Origin of the sequence: Pseudomonas sp. NFACC41-3, from assembly GCF_900109505.1 — a bacterium.
Classification (GTDB): domain Bacteria; phylum Pseudomonadota; class Gammaproteobacteria; order Pseudomonadales; family Pseudomonadaceae; genus Aquipseudomonas; species Aquipseudomonas chlororaphis.
Genome location: NZ_FOAE01000001.1, coordinates 2,035,838 through 2,054,276, shown reverse-complemented (window position 1 = coordinate 2,054,276; position 18,439 = coordinate 2,035,838). Strand labels below are relative to the sequence as shown.

Sequence of the window (18,439 nt, the reverse complement as noted above, 5' to 3'; positions counted from 1 at the left end):
GCCGTCACATTGCCGCTGGCCGTGGTGGCTTCGCCAGGCACATCGCCGATACCGCCGGCGATGCCATTGGCCAGGCCGTCTTCATCGACGGTACCGGCCTCGGCGGTTCCGGTAGCGGTTGGCGTGTCGTCATCGACGGTAATCACCAGTTTCTCGGCGGCAGCCGTTACCGTATCGCCGTCCTTATCCGTGGCTTGCAGCATCGCGCCCAGGTTGAGGCTGATGTCGTTTTCATCGTTGCCGGCCGGATGATCCAGCGGCTGGAGCAGGCTGAAGCTGTAGTCACCTGCGGCATTGAGGCTGAAGGTGAACACATCGACCGCGCCGGCCTTGGCCGTCAGGGTATCGCCGGCGACGCTGTACACCAGCGCCACTCCGCCCGAACTCAAGGCTGGCAGACCGCTGGTATCACTCGACAAGGCGTAAGTCAGCGGTACATCGGCCCCGGACTGGAAGATCGCCGTGACGCTGCCGCTGGCTGTCGTCGCTTCGCCAGGCACATCGCCGACACCACCGGCAATACCGTTGGCCAGGCCGTCCTCATCGACAGTGCCGGCCCCAGCGGTGCCATTCGCGGTGGGGGTGTCGTCATCGACGGTGATCACCAGTTTGTCGGCCGCGGCGGTTACCGTATCGCCATCCTTGTCGGTGGCTTGCAGCATCGCGCCCAGGTTGATTGTGATGTCGTTTTCATCGTTACCGGCTGGATGGTCCAGGGGCTGGAGCAGGCTGAAGCTGTAGTCACCTGCGGCATTGAGGCTGAAGGTGAACACATCGACGGCGCCCGCCTTGGCGGTCAAGGTGTCGCCGACAACGCTATACACCAGCGCCACTCCGCCTGAACTCAGGGCTGGCAGGCCGCTGGTATCGCTCGACAAGGAGTAAGTCAGCGGTACATCGGCCCCGGACTGGAAGATCGCTGTGACGCTGCCGCTGGCTGTGGTGGCTTCGCCAGGTACGTCGCCGACACCGCCGGGGATGCCATTGGCCAGGCCATCCTCGTCGACGGTGCCGGCCGCGGCGCCGCCGGTCGCGGTGGGCGTATCGTCGTCGACGGTGATCACCAGTTTCTCGGCCGCGGCCGTCACCGAATCGCCATCCTTGTCGGTGGCCTTCAGCAAGGTACCGAGGTTAAGGGTGATGTCGTTTTCGTCGTTGCCGGCTGGGTGGTCCAGGGGCTGGAGCAGGGTAAAGCTGTAGTCACCTGCGGCATTGAGGCTGAAGGTGAACACATCGACGGCGCCCGCCTTGGCGGTCAGGGTGTCGCCCACCACGCTGTACACCAGTGCGACGCCGCCGGAAGTCAGGGCCGGCAGGCCGCTGGTATCGCTCGACAGGGAGTAAGTCAGCGGCACATCGACGCCGGACTGGAAGATGGCGCTCACGTTGCCACTGACGCTGGTGACCTCGCCAGGCACGTCGCCGACACCGCCGGGGATGCCATTGGCCAGGCCGTCTTCATCGACGGTGCCGGCTGCCGCGGTGCCGGCCGCTGCCGGTCCATCGTCCTCGAAGATCATCTGCGAGCCGATTTCGGTGGTGATCGTGGAGGGGTGGCGCAGCGAGAAACCACCGATATCGAAGTCGGCGTGGTTATCGCCCCTGGCGTTGACGGCTGCGCCATTCTCGATCAGCACGCGGTTGTGGTCCGCGCTGGTGGTGTATTCGATCTGGTAGCCGGCCTTGACGCCGGTGATGGTGGCCACGCCGCCGGTAAAGCTGATGGCAATGTTCGGGTCGTTCACCGAGCCGTCGGAGTTCTCGATCACCAGCCCGGTGCTTTTATCGAAGATGCGCACATTGGTGATGGCCACCGACGTATCGTTCGCATAGCCGTTGACGAAGTTCACGCCGGTTTCAACCGCAGTGCTGTAGGCACTGATTCTGACCATCGCGGTCTTGCCGCCTTGCAACTGCACGACATCGAAACTGGCCGTCGTCGCATTAAACATCGCGGTGTAGTCGATGTTGGCTTCGACGTCGGCTTCGTTCTGGCTCAGGTTGGGAACGGTCACATCCAGCCGGGCGCCGGTGACGAAGGTCAGGCGGATGCCTTCCTGTTCCACGATCATCTGGTTGTTGGTACCAATGGTGGTCGGGCCACCGCCCTGGCTGGTGTTGACGGTGTCACCGGTGTTGATGTTGGCGCCCGATGACTGGTCCGCAGGGTCTTTACCGGTGGCGATGATCGTCGGATCGCTGACCCGCAATACACCGCCATCGTCGACCACCGTCGGGTTCGACCCGGTGAACATCAGGAACAGGTTCTGTCCGGAGGGGGCGTTGGTCAGGTCGAACCCGTCCTTGAGGGTGCTGACGAACACCTTGTCCAGCAGGCTGAGGGCATCGTCCGGGTTACTGGCGTCCGGGTGCTTGAGCGGTTGGTATTCCACGGTCCAGATCTTGCCGCCGCTGACCGGCGATCCGGTTTCCTCGATATAGGCCGCGAATACGATCGCGCCGTCAGGGCCTCCGGCCCGACCCAACAGGATGTTGTTGTTGGTATCGGTATACAGAAGGATGCTGGTGCCATCGAGGGTATCCAGCCCGCTGTCCAGGCCGTTGAGCGCCGCGCCCAGGCTGTCGGTGAACTTGATATCGAGGACGTTGGTACCGGGTGTCAGGTTGAGGGTGAAGGCATTGCTGCCGGTATCACCCACGGCACCGGTATAGCCACTCAAGGCGGCGTCCATGGCGGTACCGGCGCCAAGGGCGGTCAGGCGGGTGGCGAAGGTCGAGGGCAGGGCGGACAACAGGATGTCATTGTCGTCGGCGTCTCCTGCCGGGCTCGGCGTGGTGGTGGCATTCTGCAACCCAGTGGTTTCATCCAGCGTCACGCTCGAGCCGATCACCACGGGCGCAGTGCCGTTGGCCTGGGCGGTGCTGAGGGTCAGCGTGTCGTCACTGGGGAAGACGGGGTAGAGAGTGGTACTGGTGTCGGCGGTCAGGTCGTTCGTGGGAGATGTGGTTGTTTTAGAAGTGATCATGACGTTCTCCTGTGCAATACCAGTCGTTGAGGCCGCAGCTGGGCCCTCTGTTGGCAGATGCAACCACTATGGAGATGCCATGCAGGTTGCGCATTGGCCGATACTCCCAGGCAGGATGGGAGTTTCAGCCTATTCAGGAAGGGACGCGGGATAAGGCGCAGCAGCGCTCGTAAACAGGACCCTGAGAGGGCTTCAGGGGTAGCCCGCGATGGCGGCCACAGGCCGTCGTCGAGAGGCTCGACGGGCTGCTCGAGCGTTCGCCGCGGTTCTCATATGGGCGCACAAAAAAAAGCGAGGGTGGTTTCCAGGCCACCCTCGCTTTCATTCGCCTGTGCGAGGTTTCAGACGCTGCCCATCACAATGTCGGTATTGAGTAGATCGACCCCGACCAGGGTAATGGTGGTGATCTGTCCGCCCGTTTCGGCCACCGTCACGATGCTGTCGCTGCCGGCATTGTCGACCGACTGCACAACGGCCCCCGCGTCACCAATGAGCACCAGCGCATCGCGCTGGCCGGCGCCCGCATCGAAGCCTGTGACCTGGTACTGGTTCTCGGTGGCTGCCAGGTCGATGTTGAAGGCATCGCGCTCACCGGTGGTGCCCATCAGCCTGAAGTCGAACAGGGCGTTGGCCGGGTCGTTGGCGAACAGGTTGGCGTCGAATGCGCTGGTCGCCGTGTCGCCATCCTTGTCCGTCACCGTCGCGTTGAACGCCAGCTGGATATCGCTGGCCAGGCTCTGGACCTCGTGAATGAACTCGATGGTCGGCACCTTGATCGTGCCTTTGCCCATGGTGAGCTGGACGGCGTCGATCAGGTGGGTGCCGTCCCACTCTACGGTGAAGGAGGTCTGGCCTCCCGCTTCCGCCTGCAGATCGGCGGCCTGCACCTTGATGGGCGCGCCCGAGGTCGTGCCGTTGTCGTAGTAGATCGTGTAGTACAGCTCTTCGGTGGCCGGGTTGTAGCCCTGCACCGAGTTGTCGATATAGACCTTCATGGCCGTCAGCAGCGTCTCGGGGTTGACCACGAAACTCTCGTCACCGGCATTGATGCCCGCCGTGTTGTTGCCCTCCAGGTTGTTGTTGGCGATGCCGATGCCCGAGGTGCTGACGTTCATGGCCGCCGAGCCGATGAACGACGGCAGGGGGTTGGTCTGCAACTGCGCTTCGGTAGGGTCGGGTGCTCCGAGCCCGATACCGGTGAGGATGCTGTTATCGCCGGTTTGCGGCGCCAGCGGATTCGCGCCGAAGAACACTACATCCTCGGTGCCGATCGTCAACGTGCGCACAGGGTCCGGGCCACCGGCATCCAGTGAGCCATCGGCACTGCTGAGGACCACGGTCGAGCGGAAGCCTTCTTCCAGGTCCAGGGCATAGGTGCCGTTGGCATAGGCGCTCAGGGTGTAGTGGATGGTGGTGTCGGCGGTTGCCGCGTTGTTGTCGAAGTCACCGGTCAAGGTGCCGGCGAATTGGTAGGCGCCATTGACGTCCGGTGACGGTGACTGCTCGACCAGCGTGCCGGTCCCGGTGGTGGTCGTATCGTCCGGCCGGACCAGGGTGAACTGGTCGTTCACCAGCGAGATGTCCAGGCCGTTGGTATCCAGCCCGTCGGCGCCAGACCCCAGGTTCCAGTAGCCTTGTTGCGCCAGTTGGGTACCGGTGCCGATCAGGTTGCCGAAGGCCAGGGTCGGGGTGTCGTCATCGACGGTGATCACCAGCTTGTCGGCCGCGGCGGTCACCGTGTCGCCGTCCTTGTCGGTGGCTTGCAGCAAGCTACCCAGGTTAATGGTGATGTCGTTCTCATCGTTGCCCGCCGCGTGATCCAGGGGCTGCAGCAGAGTGAAGGCATAGGCCCCCACGGCATTGAGGCTGAAGGTGAACACATTGACCGCGCCGGCCTTGGCGGTGAGGGTATCGCCGGTAACGCTGTAGGTCAGCGCCACCCCGCCCGAGCTCAAGGCCGGCAGGCCGCTGGTATCGCTCGACAAGGCGTAAGTCAGCGGTACGTCGGCACCGGACTGGAAGATCCCCGTGACGCTGCCATTGGCGGTGGTGGACTCGCCCGCCACATCCCCGACACCTCCGGCGATGCCATTGGCCAGGCCGTCCTCATCGACGGTTCCGGCTTCGGCGGTGCCGTTGGCGGTGGGCGTGTCGTCATCGACGGTAATCACCAGTTTGTCGGCCGCGGCGGTTACCGTGTCGCCGTCCTTGTCGGTGGCTTGCAACAGCGTGCCGAGGTTGAGGGTGATGTCGTTTTCATCGTTGCCCGCTGGGTGATCCAGCGGTTGTAGCAGGGTAAAGCTGTAGTCACCGGCGGCGCTGAGGCTGAAGGTGAATACATCGACGGCGCCCGCCTTGGCCGTCAGGGTATCGCCGGCGACGCTATAGACCAGCGCCACCCCGCCCGAACTCAGGGCCGGCAGGCCACTGGTGTCACTCGACAGGGAATAGCTCAGCGGTACATCGGCACCCGACTGGAAGATCCCCGTGACGCTGCCGATGGCGGTGGTGGCTTCGCCCGCCACATCACCGACACCACCGGCAATACCATTGGCCAGGCCGTCTTCATCGACGGTTCTAGCCGCGGCGGTTCCGCTTGCGGTGGGTGTGTCGTCATCGACGGTAATCACCAGTTTCTCGGCGGCGGCCGTTACCGTATCGCCGTCCTTGTCGGTGGCTTGCAGCAAGGTGCCCAGGTTGATCGTGATGTCGTTCTCGTCGTTGCCGGCTGGATGATCCAGCGGCTGGAGCAGGGTGAAGCTGTAGTCACCCGCGGCATTGAGGCTGAAGGTAAACACATCGACGGCGCCGGCCTTGGCGGTGAGGGTGCCACCCGCGACGCTGTAGACCAGCGCCACTGCGCCCGAACTCAGCGCCGGCAAGCCGCTGGTGTCACTCGACAAGGCGTAAGTCAGCGGCACGTCGGCACCGGACTGGAAGATGCCCGTGACGTTGCCGCTGGCAGTAGTGAGTTCACCCGGCACATCGCCAACACCACCGGCGATGCCATTGGCCAGGCCATCCTCGTCGACGGTGCCGGCCCCAGCGGTGCCATTCGCGGTGGGCGTGTCGTCATCGACGGTAATCACCAGTTTCTCGGCGTCAGCGGTTACCGTGTCGCCGTCCTTGTCGGTGGCCTGCAGCAGGCTACCCAGGTTGATGGTGATGTCGTTTTCATCGTTGCCCGCTGGATGATCCAGCGGTTGCAGCAGGGTGAAGCTATACGCGCCCGCTGCGCTGAGGCTGAAGGTGAACACATCGACCGCGCCGGCCTTGGCGGTGAGGGTGTCGCCCACCACGCTGTAGACCAGCGCTACTCCACCGGACGTCAGGGCTGGCAAGCCGCTGGTGTCGCTCGACAAGGAGTACGTCAGCGGCACATCGACGCCGGACTGGAAGATCCCGCTGACGTTGCCGCCGGCAGTAGTGAGTTCACCCGGCACGTCGCCGACACCGCCGGCGATGCCATTGGCCAGGCCGTCTTCGTCGACGGTGCCGGCCTCAGCGGTTCCGGCCGCGGCCGGTCCGTCGTCCTCGAAGATCATCTTCGAGCCGATTTCGGCGGTCGCGGTGGTGGCTTGGCGCAGGGTGAAGGCACCGATGTCGAAGTCGGCGTGGTCATTGCCCTTGGCGTCCACGGCTGCGCCATTCTCGACCAGCACGCGGTTGTGGTTTGCACTGGTGGTGTATTCGATCTGGTAGCCGGCCTTGACGCCGGTGATGGTGGCCACGCCGCCATCGAAGCTGATGAGGATGCTCGTATCGTTCACCGAGCCGTCGGAGTTCTCGATCACCAGCCCGGTGGCGTTGTCGATGACTTGAACATTGGTAATGGCCACCGACGTATCGTCCGCATAGCCGTTGACGAAGTCCGCGCCGGTTTCAACCGCGGTGCTGAAGGCACTGACCTTGACCACGGCACTCTTGCCGCCTTGCAGCTGCACCACATCGAAGCTGGCCGTCGTCGCATTAAACACTGCGGTGTAGTCGATATTGGCTTCGACGTCCGCTTCGTTCTGATCCAGGTTGGGCACGGTCACGTCCTGCCGGGCGCCGGTGACGAAGGTAAAGCGGATGCCTTCCTGTTCCACGATCATCTGGTTGTTGGTGCCGAAGGTGGTCGGGCCACCGGCCTGGCTGGTGTTGATGGTGTCACCGGTATTGATATTGACCCCCGTCGATTCGTCGGCGGGGTCCTTGCCGGTGGCGATGATCGTCGGGTCGCTGATCCGCAGGACACCGCCATCGTCGACCACCGTCGGGTTGGCCTTGGTGAACATCAGGAACAGGTTCTGCCCGGAAGGCGCATTGGTCAGGCTGAATGTCAGGTCCTGGCTGGCGCCGATAAACACCTTGTCCAGCAGGTTGAGGGCATCGTCCGGGTTACTGCCGTCCGGGTGCTTGAGCGGTTGGTATTCCACGGTCCAGATCTTGCCGCCCGACAGCGGCGAGCCGGTTTCTTCGATATAGGCGGCGAACACGATCGCGCCATCAGGGCCGCCGGCCCGGCCCAGCAGGATGTTGTTATCGGTATCGGTATACAGAAGGATGTCGATGCCATCGAGGGTATCCAGGCCGCTGTCCAGACCATCGAGCGGAGCGCCCAGGCTGTCGGTGAAGCCGACATCGACATTGATCGCATCGGGCGCCAGGTTGAGGGTGAAGGCATTGCTGCCGGTGTCGCCCAGGGCGCCGGTGTAGCCACTCAGGGCGGCGTCCGTCGCGGTACCGGCGCCGAGGGCGGTCAGCCGGGTGGCGAAGGCCGAGGGCAGGGCGGCCAGCAGGATGTCATTGTCGTCGGCGTCTCCCGCAGGGGCTGGCGTGGCTGTGGCGTTCTGCAGCCCGCTGGTTTCGTCCAGCGCAACGTTGACGCCGGTCGCTACCACGAGCGGGTCGCTCGTGAGGGATAGGTTTTCTTGCAGGGTAGTCATGACAATTCTCCTAGGCAGTTCCAGCCATTGGGGCCGCACTGGGCCCTCTGCTGGCAGATTTCACAACTATGGGGATGCACAGGAGGTTGCGCATTGGCCGATACTCCTGGGCGGCCTGGGAGTTTCAGCCTATCTGGGAGGGAAACGGGGGGAGGCGAAGGTGCCGGTCCAGGACGAGCTCTTCAGACCTTGCGCCGCTTGAGCGTGCGGCGCGGCAAAAAAAAGCGAGGGTGGTTTCCAGGCCACCCTCGCTTGGGGTTGACGCGCGATGTTTCAGACGCTGCCCATCACAATGTCGGTATTGAGCAGGTCGACCCCGAGCAGGGTGATGGTCGTCAGTTGTCCGCCGGTCTCGGCAATCGTCACGATGCTGTCGTTGCTGGCATTGTCGATCGACTGCACAGTGGCGCCCGCGTCACCAATGAGCACCACCGCATCCCGTTGGCCCGGGCCGGCATCGAAGCCAGTGACCTGGTACTGGTTCTCGGCCACCGACAGGTCGATGTTGAAGGCATCCCGTTCACCGGCGGTGCCGACCAGCCTGAAGTCGAAGGTCTGGTCGCTCGGGTCGTTGGCGAACAGGTTGGCATCGAACGCGCTGGTTGCGGTATCCCCATCCTTGTCCGTCGTCGTGGCGTTGAACGACAGCTGGATATCGTTGGCCAGGCTCTGGGTCTCCTTGATGAACTGGATCACCGGGATCTTGACCGTGCCCAGTCCCATCGTCAGCTGGACGGCATCGATCAGATGGCTGCCATCCCACTGGACGGTGAAGGATTTCTGGCCACCCGTCTCTGTGTGCAGGTCAGCGGCTTGCACCTTGATGGGCGTGCCCGAGGTCGTGCCGTTGTCGTAGTAGATCGTGTAGTACAGCTCTTCGGTGGCCGGGTTGTAGCCCTGCACCGAGTTGTCGATAAAGATCTTCATGCTGGTCAACAAAGTCTCGGGGTTGATCACGAAACTTTCGTCGCCGGCATTGATGCCCGCGGTGGTGTTGCCCTCCAGGTTGTTGTTGGCGACACCGATGCCGGAGGTGCTGACGTTCATGGTCGATGAGCCGATGAACGACGGCAGGGGGTTGGTCTGCAACTGCGCTTCGGTAGGGTCGGGCGCCCCGAGCCCGATACCGGTCAGGATGCTGTTATCGCCGGTCTGCGGTGCCAGCGGATTGGCGGCGAAGAACACCACATCCTCGCTGCCGATCATCAGTGTGCGCACCGGGTCCGGACCGCCGGCAGCCAGCGAGCCGTCGGCACTGCTGAGGACGATGGTCGAACGGAAGCCTTCCTCCAGGTCCAGGGCATAGGTGCCGTTGGCGTAGGCGCTCAGGGTGTAATGGACGGTGGTATCGGCGGTTGCCGCGTTGTTGTCGAAGTCACCGGTCAGGGTGCCGGCGAACTGGTAGGCGCCATTGCCATCCGGTGAAGGCGACTGCTCGACCAGGGTACCGGTGCCGGTGGTGGTGGTGTTATCCGGCCGGACCAGGGTGAACTGGTCGTTCACCAGCGAGATGTCCAGGCCGTTGGCATCCAGCCCGTCGGCGCCAGACCCCATGTTCCAGTAGCCTTGTTGCGCCAGTTGGGTCCCGGTGCCGATCAGGTTGCCGAAGGCGAGGGTCGGTCCATCGTCCTCGAAGATCATCTGCGAGCCGATTTCGGCGGTCGTGGTGGAGGCCTGGCGCAAGGTGAAGCCACCGATATCGAAGTCGGCGTGGGTATTGCCCTTGGCGTCGAGCGCCGCGCCGTTCTCGATCAGGACGCGGTTGTGGTCCGCGGCCGTGGTGTATTCGATCTGGTAGCCGGCCTTGACGCCGGTGATGGTGGCCACGCCGCTGGCAAAGCTGATGACAATGCTCGGATCATTCACCGAGCCGTCCGAATTTTCGATCACCAGCCCGGTGGCGTTGTTGATCACGCGAACATTGGTAATGGCCACCGACGTATCGTTCGCATAGCCATTGACGAAACTCGCGCCACTTTCAACCGCGGTGTTGAAGGCACTGATCTTGACCACCGCACTCTTGCCGCTTTGCAGCTGCACGATATCGAAATTGGCCGCCTTGGCATTGAACATCGCGGTGAAGTCGATGTTGGCTTCGACATCGGCTTCGTTCTGATCCAGGTTGGGAATGGTCATGTCCTGCCGGGCGCCGGTGACGAAGGTAAAACGAATGCCTTCCTGTTCCGTGATCATCTGGCTGTTGGTGCCGAAGGTGGTCGGGCCACCGGCCTGGCTGGTGTTGATGGTGTCGCCGGTGCTGATGTTGACGCCCGATGACTGGTCGGCGGGGTCCTTGCCGGTGGCGATGATCGTCGGGTCGCTGATCCGCAATACGCCGCCGTCGTCGACGACCGTCGGGCTGGCCTTGGTGAACATCAGGAACAGGTTCTGCCCGGAGGGGGCATTGGCCAGGCTGAACGTCAGGTCCTGGCTGGCGCCGATAAACACCTTGTTCAGCAGATTGAGGGCATCGTCCGGGTTGTTGGCGTCCGGATGCTTGAGTGGCTGGTATTCCACGGTCCAGATCTTGCCGCCCGACAGCGGCGAGCCGGTTTCCTCGATATAGGCGGCGAACACGATGGCGCCATCAGGGCCTCCGGCCCGGCCCAGCAGGATGTTGTTGTTGGTATCGGTATACAGCAGGATGTCGATGCCATCGAGGGTATCCAGGCCGCTGTCCAGGCCATTGAGCGCCGCGCCCAGGCTGTCGGTGAAGCTGATATCGACATTGATCGCGCCAGGCGCCAGGTTGAGGGTGAAGGCATTGCTGCCGGTGTCGCCCACGGCACCGGTGTAGCCACTCAAGGCCGCGTCTGTCGCGGTACCGGCGCCGAGGGCGGTCAAGCGGGTGGCGAAGGTCGAGGGCAGGGCGGTCAGCAGGATGTCATTGTCGTCGGCGTCCCCTGTTGGGCTGGCCGTGGCCGTGGCGTTCTGCAACCCGCTGGTTTCGTCCAGGGCAACGTTGGTGCCGGTCGCTCCCACGAGTGGAGCGCCATCCGCCAGGGCGGTGAGGGTCAGTGTGTCGTTGCTGGGGAAGACGGGGTACAGATCGGGAGGGGTATCAGCGGTCAGGTCGGTGGTGGGGGATTGGGGTGTGGTCATGGCAGGCTCCTCGGCGCTTCTAGTTGTGGGGGCCGCACCTGGGCCCCTCTGCTGGCAGATGTCACAACTATGGGGATGCGCCCCAGGTTGCGCATTGGCCGATACTCCCAGGCCGTCTGGGAGTTTCAGCCTATGCGGCAGGGGGGAGTGCTGGCGCCTGTCGCCTTACCTGTCCTCGGCGAATGCGTCCTCGATGAAGGCCTCCAGCTCCGCCTCTTCAAGCAGCTCGATGGAGAAATGCCCAAAGCGTTTCGGCAGCCAGAGGATGCGTGTGCCGCTGGGAGACTGGAGATTGTCGCGCGACAGGGGGGTGCCGTTCTCGTCTTCCGGCTGCACTCCCGCGGCCAGCAACTCGTCGTAGGCGGCCTCGATGTCCGGCGTGCTATAGCAGTGACGGTAGATCGTGCCTTCGCCGTTGCTGTCCATCAGCGCCTTGAGATTGCCGGCAAAGGGTTGCACCAGCATCAGGCGTTCCGTGCCGAACCTGACGATCGCATAACGCACCTGCAGACCGTCGCGCTGCCAATCCAGGGTCCTGGAAATCCTTGCGCTGAAGACCCGGGCGTAATACGCACAGGCTTGCTCGAGGTCTTTGACGAGCACATCCACGTGGCTGAACTTCAATTTCAATGGCTTCTCCTGACGAACAAGGCAGCAGGGTGTTGTACGGATTTTGAGAATCCTCTGATTCAACCCCCGCCATTGTCGAGCCTAGACTGCCGCCCTCACGCCTATTCCCACCAGAGGGAGTCTGCAACGTCGCTCTGAGCTCTGAGCTCTGAGCTCTGAATGAAGGAAACGTTTTGAATACACTACGACAAGCGGGGCTGCTTGCATTGGCCCTGGGGGGCATGATGGGAACTTCTGCCTACGCAGCAGATTACTGCGACAGGCCTCACCTTGGCGACCCGTTCAATCCGTCGATCATTGCCAATCTTCCCGCCATTACAACCTTGAGGTACGCCCCTATTGGCGGAGTAATGGCGTCCTACCAAGTAGCGGCCGGAGTCCGTTCTGGAGGATGGGCATGGTGCAGTAAGTCTGAAGTTGGAATGACCGGAGTCGTTACCAGCCTTACCTCGAGAGGCACTAAAGGGCTTTACGACTCTGGTGTTCCAGGGGTCGGCATTCGCATTGGGCACATTAGCAGTGATGGGTATACCCCTGGTTATCCGCCTTATTCTACAATCGGCCTTAATTCGGGCGTATACTATTTTCCCAACTTTGTGGCAATACAATTTGTGCGTACGGACATCGGTGTCGGAAAGGGGGATATGCCTTCCTTCAACTACAAGACCAGTTTCTTTATTGACACCAGCTATACCAATCCGAGGCGAGCGGTTTATGCCATCGAAGGCTCGGGCCTTACAACCAAGTTCGAACATAATGCCTTCTTCAGCACTTGCTACACCCCCAAGAGCAGTACCGAGGTCAATATGGGGCGTCCCGCGGCAGAGCAAGTAAAACGCGGGTCGGTCCAGGACTTTCCATTCGCCCTGGATGTCGTTTGCGAAGGCCTCAATCCCACGGTCAAGCCACCGGTAAAGGTCTACTTCGAGGGCAACTCCGTTCGTGATGGCGTGCTGAATCTGAACGGTGTCGGACAACCTGGCATCGCCAAAGGCGTTGCCATCTCGCTGACCAGCGATAAAAACGTGGCACTGCCCTTCAGCAAAGCCAAGGCGGTGGCCCTGGATTGGCAAGACAGCGGCCCTGGCAACGAGAGGTACCGCTTTGCCGCAAAGGCACGCTACGTCACCACAGGCGCGGAAGTCGCCGCCGGCAAGGCCGATGCCACGCTGACCTATGTACTGGAATACAACTGAGCGCGCTTCCCGCCCCGGGATGCACAAAAAAAGCCACTCGATCAGTGGCTTTTTTTTGCCGATGAGCCGCGTTGCCGCAGCGCATCGACTCAGAGTTTCGGCAGCTGGCCGATGCGGCCGAACATCTCGGTGACAATCTGCAGGTCCAGCTGGAACTGCTCGACGGTCTTGAACTCGTTGTCGTTGTGGCCGGTGTACTTGACCTCTGGGCGGGCCAGGCCGAATTGCACGCCGTTGGGCAGTTCATGCACCGAGGTGGCGCCGGCGGAGGTGCCGAACTCGTGCTTCATGCCGAGGTTTTCGCTGGCCACCGCCAGCAGCGCCTTGACCCACTCACCCTCGGGGTTGCGGTACATCGGCTCGGCGATCTTGTAGTCGAAGTTCACCGCGACCTGGTTCTGCTTGCTCCAGGCGGCCAGCTTGTCGGCGATCTGCTTTTTCAGCACCTCGGGGGTCTTGCCCTTGGGCACGCGCAGGTTGACCGCCAGCTTGAAGGCCTTTTCGTCCTGCCCGACATAGGTCAGGGAGGTGGTCAGCGGGCCCATGAAGTCATCGGCGAAACCGACCCCCAGCTTATTGCCCAGGTAGTCCAGGCCCCAGTTGTCGGCGGCGTAGCGCGCCGCGTCGGTGATCGGGTTGTGCTTGAGCGCGACCTTGCCGTCGAGGCCGTTGATGAAGTCGAGCATGCGCGCCACCGGGTTGACCCCGGACTCGGGCTCGGAGGAGTGGGCGGACACGCCGGTGACCGTCAGCTTGACGTCCTTGCCTGCGACCTTGGCGGCCACGCTGAAGTCGCCGCCATGGGCCTTGGCGTATTCGGCGCCGGCCTTCTGCAGGCTGGCGGCGAGTTCCGCGGGCTGGTCGGTCACCAGGGTGGCGACCGAGGCGCCCGGGATCTGGTTGGTGGCCAGGCCGCCGGTCATCGAGACGATCTCCGCGCCTTTACCTTCGGCGGCACGCCGCGGGAAGCTGGCCATGACGGTGCCGTAGCCTTTCTCGGCGATCACCACCGGGTAGCCGCCATCCAGCGCCAGGTTGTAGTTGGGCGTCGGGTTGCGTTCGAAGTAGTAGGGAATCGCGTCGCCGCTGGTTTCCTCGGTGGTGTCCACCAGCAGCTTGAAGTTGCGCGCCAGGGGCAGCTTCTCTTCCTTGATGATTTTCATGGCGTACAGGGCCACGACTATGCCGTTCTTGTCGTCTTCGGTGCCGCGGCCGTACATGCGGTCGCCGACCAGGGTCACCTTGAACGGGTCGAGCTTGGTGCCGTCCTGCAGCACCCAGTTCTCCGGCGTCACCGGCACCACGTCGGCATGGGCGTGGATGCCCACCACTTCATCGCCGCTGCCTTGCAGGGAGATCTCGTAGACGCGGTTGTCGATGTTGCGAAAGTTCAGGTCGAAGGCCTGGGCCAGGCCCTTGATCTTGTCGGCGATCTTGAGGAACTCGGGGTTCTCGTGCTGCGGCACGCCATCGACGCGCACGGTGGGGATGGCCACCAGTTCGCGCAGGGTCTCGGTGGCGGCCTTGCCGTACTTCACCCGCGCATAGAGGCCCAGCAGGCGATGGATCTCGTTCTGCTGCTCGGCGGAAAGCGCCTTGTTGTCGAGGAAGGCGGTGATGGCCGGGCCGAGGTTGGCTTCTTTGACCACCTCGCTCTTGGCCGCCTCATTTTTGCTCAAGGTGCCGAGGAACTGGCGGAAATCCGTGACCGAGGCATCGGCGAAGCTCTTGAGAATCGCCGCGTTCTGCTGCGGGGTGATATTGGCGTGAGCGGCGGAGGTGAAGGCTGACAGGCTGGCCAGCACCAGGGTGGCCGCGGCCAGTTGCTTGAGGGAGAAATCCATTGTGCAGGGCATTCCTTGCTGATTGTTGAAAGGTGTCTGATCGACAAAAACCTCTGCAACCTAACACCACGGGGGACTGGTATGGGAGTCCCCGAAGTGGGATCTGTCGCACAGAAATGCAAAAGCGGCGCAGAAATGAAAAGCCCCGGGTAGGCCAATGCCGATCAGTTAAGGCCGATAGTGGGGCTACTGTAGGAGCGAGCTTGCTCGCGATGGACCATCAAGCGCTACACGTTAGAAAAAGCTCCAGATTCCTGGGTAGCTCCAGCGAACAGAGCTTTTCGATAGCGCTAATTTGCTCCGGGGTCAGCCGATAATCGTAAACACAATCATCATCCGCTGCCCAACCCATAATTGGCTTAAGGTCCGCGACAGAAACCGGAAGAACCTTTTCAAAGGATGCGAAGTCCTCGCCTTCAGGAACTCCCATAATCGTGTACTTCATGGTTCTACCTTCCTTGTTGGGTCTGCTGGTTTATTCTGAGTGCCTGTCTCGTGGTTGTACTCACCGAGGTGCTTACCGCGCCTGTTGTACACCTCGACCGCTCCATGCTGAAAATCCCATTCGTAGATCTTGCCGTCTCTGCTCTTCCAGCGTGGCCGCCTAGCTCTTTCATTGCTCACTTTTTACGGTTCTGCGCGGGTGGGATGCAGCCTTTAGCGTGCGTCAGCCTGGATAACCGAGCTGCAACAGCAGTCGTCCAGGCTGGCGTGTGAGTGTGCGTCAGGGTTTGGGTGCGGCCGGGTTTGCCGCTGCCAACCCGGGTTCGACCTGCGACGCCGGGCGGGCGATCACGCTGATGATGCTCAAGGCGGCGATCACCAGGCCTGGCGAGGTGGCCAGCAAGACCCCGCTGGTGCCGGCGCCGGCCGCGAGGATCTGCCCGGCGGCGAGGGGACCGGCCACCGATCCCAGGCGGCCGATGGCCACCGCGGCACCGACGCCGGTGGCGCGCACCAGGGTCGGGTACGAGGGTGGGGCCAGGGCGTACAGCACCAGTTGCGCGGCCATCACGAACAGCCCCGCGGCGAACCCGGCGCAGGCCATGGGCAGCAGGCCCGCCGACAGGCCGACCCCGGCCAGCGCCGCGAGCAACCCGGCGTAGACGAACAGCACGACCTTGATGCCGTTGCAGCGATCCAGCAGCAGGCCGCCGAGCAGCGAACCGAGGGCGCCGCCGATGTTGAACAGCATCTGCACCAGCCCGGCCTGGGGTTTGCTGAAGCCTTGCTCCAGCAGCAACGACGGCAGCCAGTTGAGCAACATGTACATCACCGTCAGGGTGAAGAAATAGCTCAGCCACAAGGCCAGGGTGGTGCGCGCCCGACCTTCGCCGAACAGCGCCTGGCCGGTGGAGATGCGGGTCAGGCCGGGGTTGCCTTGTTGCTGGCGAAAGGCGCTGGACTCGGGCAGCAGCAGGAGCATCAGCGGCGCCACCAGCAGCGGCGCCAGGCCGCCGACGATAAAGGTCGCCTGCCAATGATCGGTAAACAGCATGGCCACCAGCGCCGCCAGGGCACCACCCAGGGGCACGCCGGCGTACATGATGCTGATGGCGGTGCCACGGCGTTGCTCGCCCGCGGCCTCGGCGCACAGGGCGATCAGGTTGGGCAGGGCGGCGCCCAGGCCCAGGCCGGTCATGAAACGCGCCAGCAGCAGGCCCGAGAGGCTGGCGACACAGGCGGTGGCGAGGGAGAACAGGCCGAACAGCAGCACGGCGCCGATGAGGATTTTCTTGCGGCCGATGCGATCGGCGATCCAGCCGCCGAAGAAGGCCCCGGGCAGCAGGCCGGCGATTCCGGCGCTGAACACCCAGCCCAGCATTCTCGGGTCCAGGGCGAAGCTCTGGCGCAGGCCCGCGGCGGCGGTGCCGGCGGCTTGCAGGTCGAAGCCTTCGATCAGGGCAACGATAAAACACAGGGCAATGGTCAGCGTCGTGCGACGCGATGGAGTGTCCATGGCAAACCTCATTGTTGTTTTTGTGGGGGCGGACGCAGCAGAAGTACCTGCTCGTTCAAGCGTTGGCAGGTGAAATTAAGATTAACAAAGATAACTAAAAATTGAAGGGTGGACGGATCAGTCTGAAAGATCGATTTAGTTTTTTATAAATCAATTGGTTAGTGATCTTATTCGGCACCATCTGTTAAATAGTTAATAATATTAATGTTCGATTATCGGTCATTATGGATTGACGCCGGCCCTCGGCTGTTTCCATTCTCTGGCCGTGGACGCCTGCCATGGCCGGGCGATCCCGTTCCGCAAAACAACAACAATAAGTGGACTCGAACATGCCGAACCTCTCACGCAACGCCCTTGCGGCGACGCTGGCCCTACCTGTCCGTCTGTGCTGCCTGGCCCTCTCGGGGCTGGGTGTGGTGGCCGCTCCGGCGCAGGCCGCAGGCTTTATCGACGACAGCCACGGCACCCTGACCCTGCGCAATTACTACCTCGACCGTGACTACAAGGACGACGGCGCGAAAACCGCGGCCCGGGAATGGGCCCAGGGGGCGATCCTGAACCTGGAGTCGGGCTTTACCCCGGGGACCGTCGGCTTCGGCCTGGACGCTCGCGGGCTGATGGGGATCAAGCTCGACTCGGCGCCGGACCGCAGCGGCACCGAACTGCTGCCGGTGTCGGCCAGCGACAAGCGCGCGGCGGATGAATACTCGCGCCTGGCGATGACCGCCAAGCTGCGCCTGGCCCAGACCAGCGTGAAGACCGGCGATGTGTCGATCTTCCTGCCGTTCGCCTTTGCCAGCCCGTCGCGGCTGCTGCCGCAGACCTTTCGCGGCACCACCCTCAGCTCCAGGGACATCGACGGCCTGATCTTTAACACCGGTTATATAGATCGCATCAACAAGCGCGATTCCACCGACTACCAGGCGCTGAGCATCGCCTCGCCGAACCGGCGCTTCAACGGCGCGGCCACCTCGTCGCACATGGCTTACCTGGGGGGCGACTACCAGGTCAATCCGGACCTCAGCCTGCGCGCCTACCACGCCGAAGTGGCGGACCTCTACCAGCAGGACACCCTGGCCCTGCTGCATAACCTCAAGCTCGGGGACGGGGTGCTGAGCAGCGACCTGCGCAGTTTCTTCAGCCGCGAAGACGGCAGCGCCAAGGCCGGCAAGGTGGACAACCGCAACCTCTCGGCGCTGTTCGCCTATCGCTGGGGCGGGCATCGATTGAGCCTGGGCTACATGCACGCCAGCGGTGACACGGCGACGCCTTATCTGTCGGGCACCGAATTGATGGGCATGAGCGAACTGACCATGAGTTCCGATTTTCTCAATGCCCGGGAACGCACCTGGCAGGCCATCTACGACTACGATTTCGCCGCCGCCGGGCTGCCGGGGCTGAAGAGCCGCCTGCGCTATGTGCGCGGCGACCATATCGAACTGGCGGCGCTGAATGCCGACGACCGCAAGGAGCGGGAGTTCCAGATGGAGCTGGGGTACGTGATCCAGAGCGGGCCGCTGAAAAACCTCGGGCTGCTGGCGCGCAAGTCGATCTACCGCAACGATTTCCCCGCCGGCGCGGCGTTCCGCGATGAAAACCAGACCCGCTTCCTGGTGCTCTACACGCTGCCGATCTGGTGACACATCTGCCGGCCCCTGCATCCGCGATCTGCCTGGAAAACCGCGTTGGCCGGTTTGCGACGGCTGCGCCGTCGATCGCAGCCTGCGGCAGCGGCTACAGGGATCGCGGTGTCGGGGTAGCCGCTGCCGAGCCCGCGAGGCTGCGATCG

Annotated in this window: 8 protein-coding genes and 2 pseudogenes; 2 read left to right on the top strand and 8 right to left on the bottom strand. The window is 62.9% G+C overall.

Annotated features, from left to right (window positions below; translation table 11 throughout):
* The 4 genes and pseudogenes from BMY68_RS09245 to BMY68_RS09230 all read right to left on the bottom strand — a co-directional run.
* Window positions 1-2,987: pseudogene (locus BMY68_RS09245) on the bottom strand (hypothetical protein); the annotation flags it as partial.
* A 341-nt stretch (window positions 2,988-3,328) separates the two neighbouring features.
* On the bottom strand, window positions 3,329-7,918 hold the full coding sequence (locus tag BMY68_RS09240) for a T1SS-143 repeat domain-containing protein (RefSeq protein ID WP_085530558.1): 4,590 nt from the start codon (window positions 7,916-7,918) through the stop codon (window positions 3,329-3,331).
* Between the two features lie 273 nt (window positions 7,919-8,191).
* Complete coding sequence (locus BMY68_RS09235; RefSeq protein ID WP_085530559.1) at window positions 8,192-11,020, bottom strand: DUF5801 repeats-in-toxin domain-containing protein; 2,829 nt, start codon at window positions 11,018-11,020, stop codon at window positions 8,192-8,194.
* A 165-nt stretch (window positions 11,021-11,185) separates the two neighbouring features.
* Window positions 11,186-11,650, bottom strand: a complete 465-nt coding sequence (locus tag BMY68_RS09230; RefSeq protein WP_085530560.1) for a VOC family protein — start codon at window positions 11,648-11,650, stop codon at window positions 11,186-11,188.
* 644 nt (window positions 11,651-12,294) lie between these two features.
* On the opposite strand from BMY68_RS09230, the gene BMY68_RS30075 reads away from it, so the two are divergent.
* A complete protein-coding gene (locus tag BMY68_RS30075; protein ID WP_239694079.1) occupies window positions 12,295-12,846 on the top strand; it encodes a fimbrial protein in 552 nt (183 codons plus the stop codon).
* An 89-nt stretch (window positions 12,847-12,935) separates the two neighbouring features.
* On the opposite strand, the gene BMY68_RS09220 is transcribed toward BMY68_RS30075, so the two are convergent.
* From BMY68_RS09220 to mhpT, 4 genes and pseudogenes are all read right to left on the bottom strand, one after another.
* Window positions 12,936-14,690 carry a dipeptidase gene (locus BMY68_RS09220; RefSeq protein WP_085530561.1) on the bottom strand — a complete coding sequence of 585 codons (1,755 nt, stop codon included), beginning with the start codon at window positions 14,688-14,690 and terminating at the stop codon, window positions 12,936-12,938.
* Between the two features lie 220 nt (window positions 14,691-14,910).
* Window positions 14,911-15,135 (bottom strand): DUF7683 domain-containing protein, encoded by a 225-nt coding sequence (locus tag BMY68_RS09215; protein WP_085530562.1) that lies wholly within the window; start codon window positions 15,133-15,135, stop codon window positions 14,911-14,913.
* Window positions 15,132-15,293: pseudogene (locus tag BMY68_RS09210) on the bottom strand (colicin E3/pyocin S6 family cytotoxin); the annotation flags it as partial. The pseudogene BMY68_RS09210 and the gene BMY68_RS09215, both read right to left, overlap by 4 nt.
* Before the next feature lie 121 nt (window positions 15,294-15,414).
* On the bottom strand, window positions 15,415-16,650 hold the full coding sequence (gene mhpT / locus BMY68_RS09205) for a 3-(3-hydroxy-phenyl)propionate transporter MhpT (RefSeq protein WP_085530564.1): 1,236 nt from the start codon (window positions 16,648-16,650) through the stop codon (window positions 15,415-15,417).
* Window positions 16,651-16,979: 329 nt separating this feature from the next.
* Between mhpT and BMY68_RS09200 the strand changes: the two genes are divergently transcribed.
* Entirely contained in the window at window positions 16,980-18,290 is a 1,311-nt protein-coding gene (locus BMY68_RS09200; RefSeq protein WP_085530565.1) for an OprD family porin, read from the top strand.
* Window positions 18,291-18,439 lie beyond the last annotated feature (149 nt).

Coding starts and splice junctions, on each gene's coding strand:
- BMY68_RS09240 (WP_085530558.1), bottom strand. CDS start 7,918: ATGACTACCCTGCAAGAAAACCTATCCCTCACGAGCGACCCGCTCGTG.
- BMY68_RS09235 (WP_085530559.1), bottom strand. CDS start 11,020: ATGACCACACCCCAATCCCCCACCACCGACCTGACCGCTGATACCCCT.
- BMY68_RS30075 (WP_239694079.1), top strand. CDS start 12,295: ATGCCTTCCTTCAACTACAAGACCAGTTTCTTTATTGACACCAGCTAT.
- BMY68_RS09220 (WP_085530561.1), bottom strand. CDS start 14,690: ATGGATTTCTCCCTCAAGCAACTGGCCGCGGCCACCCTGGTGCTGGCC.
- BMY68_RS09215 (WP_085530562.1), bottom strand. CDS start 15,135: ATGAAGTACACGATTATGGGAGTTCCTGAAGGCGAGGACTTCGCATCC.
- mhpT (WP_085530564.1), bottom strand. CDS start 16,650: ATGGACACTCCATCGCGTCGCACGACGCTGACCATTGCCCTGTGTTTT.
- BMY68_RS09200 (WP_085530565.1), top strand. CDS start 16,980: ATGCCGAACCTCTCACGCAACGCCCTTGCGGCGACGCTGGCCCTACCT.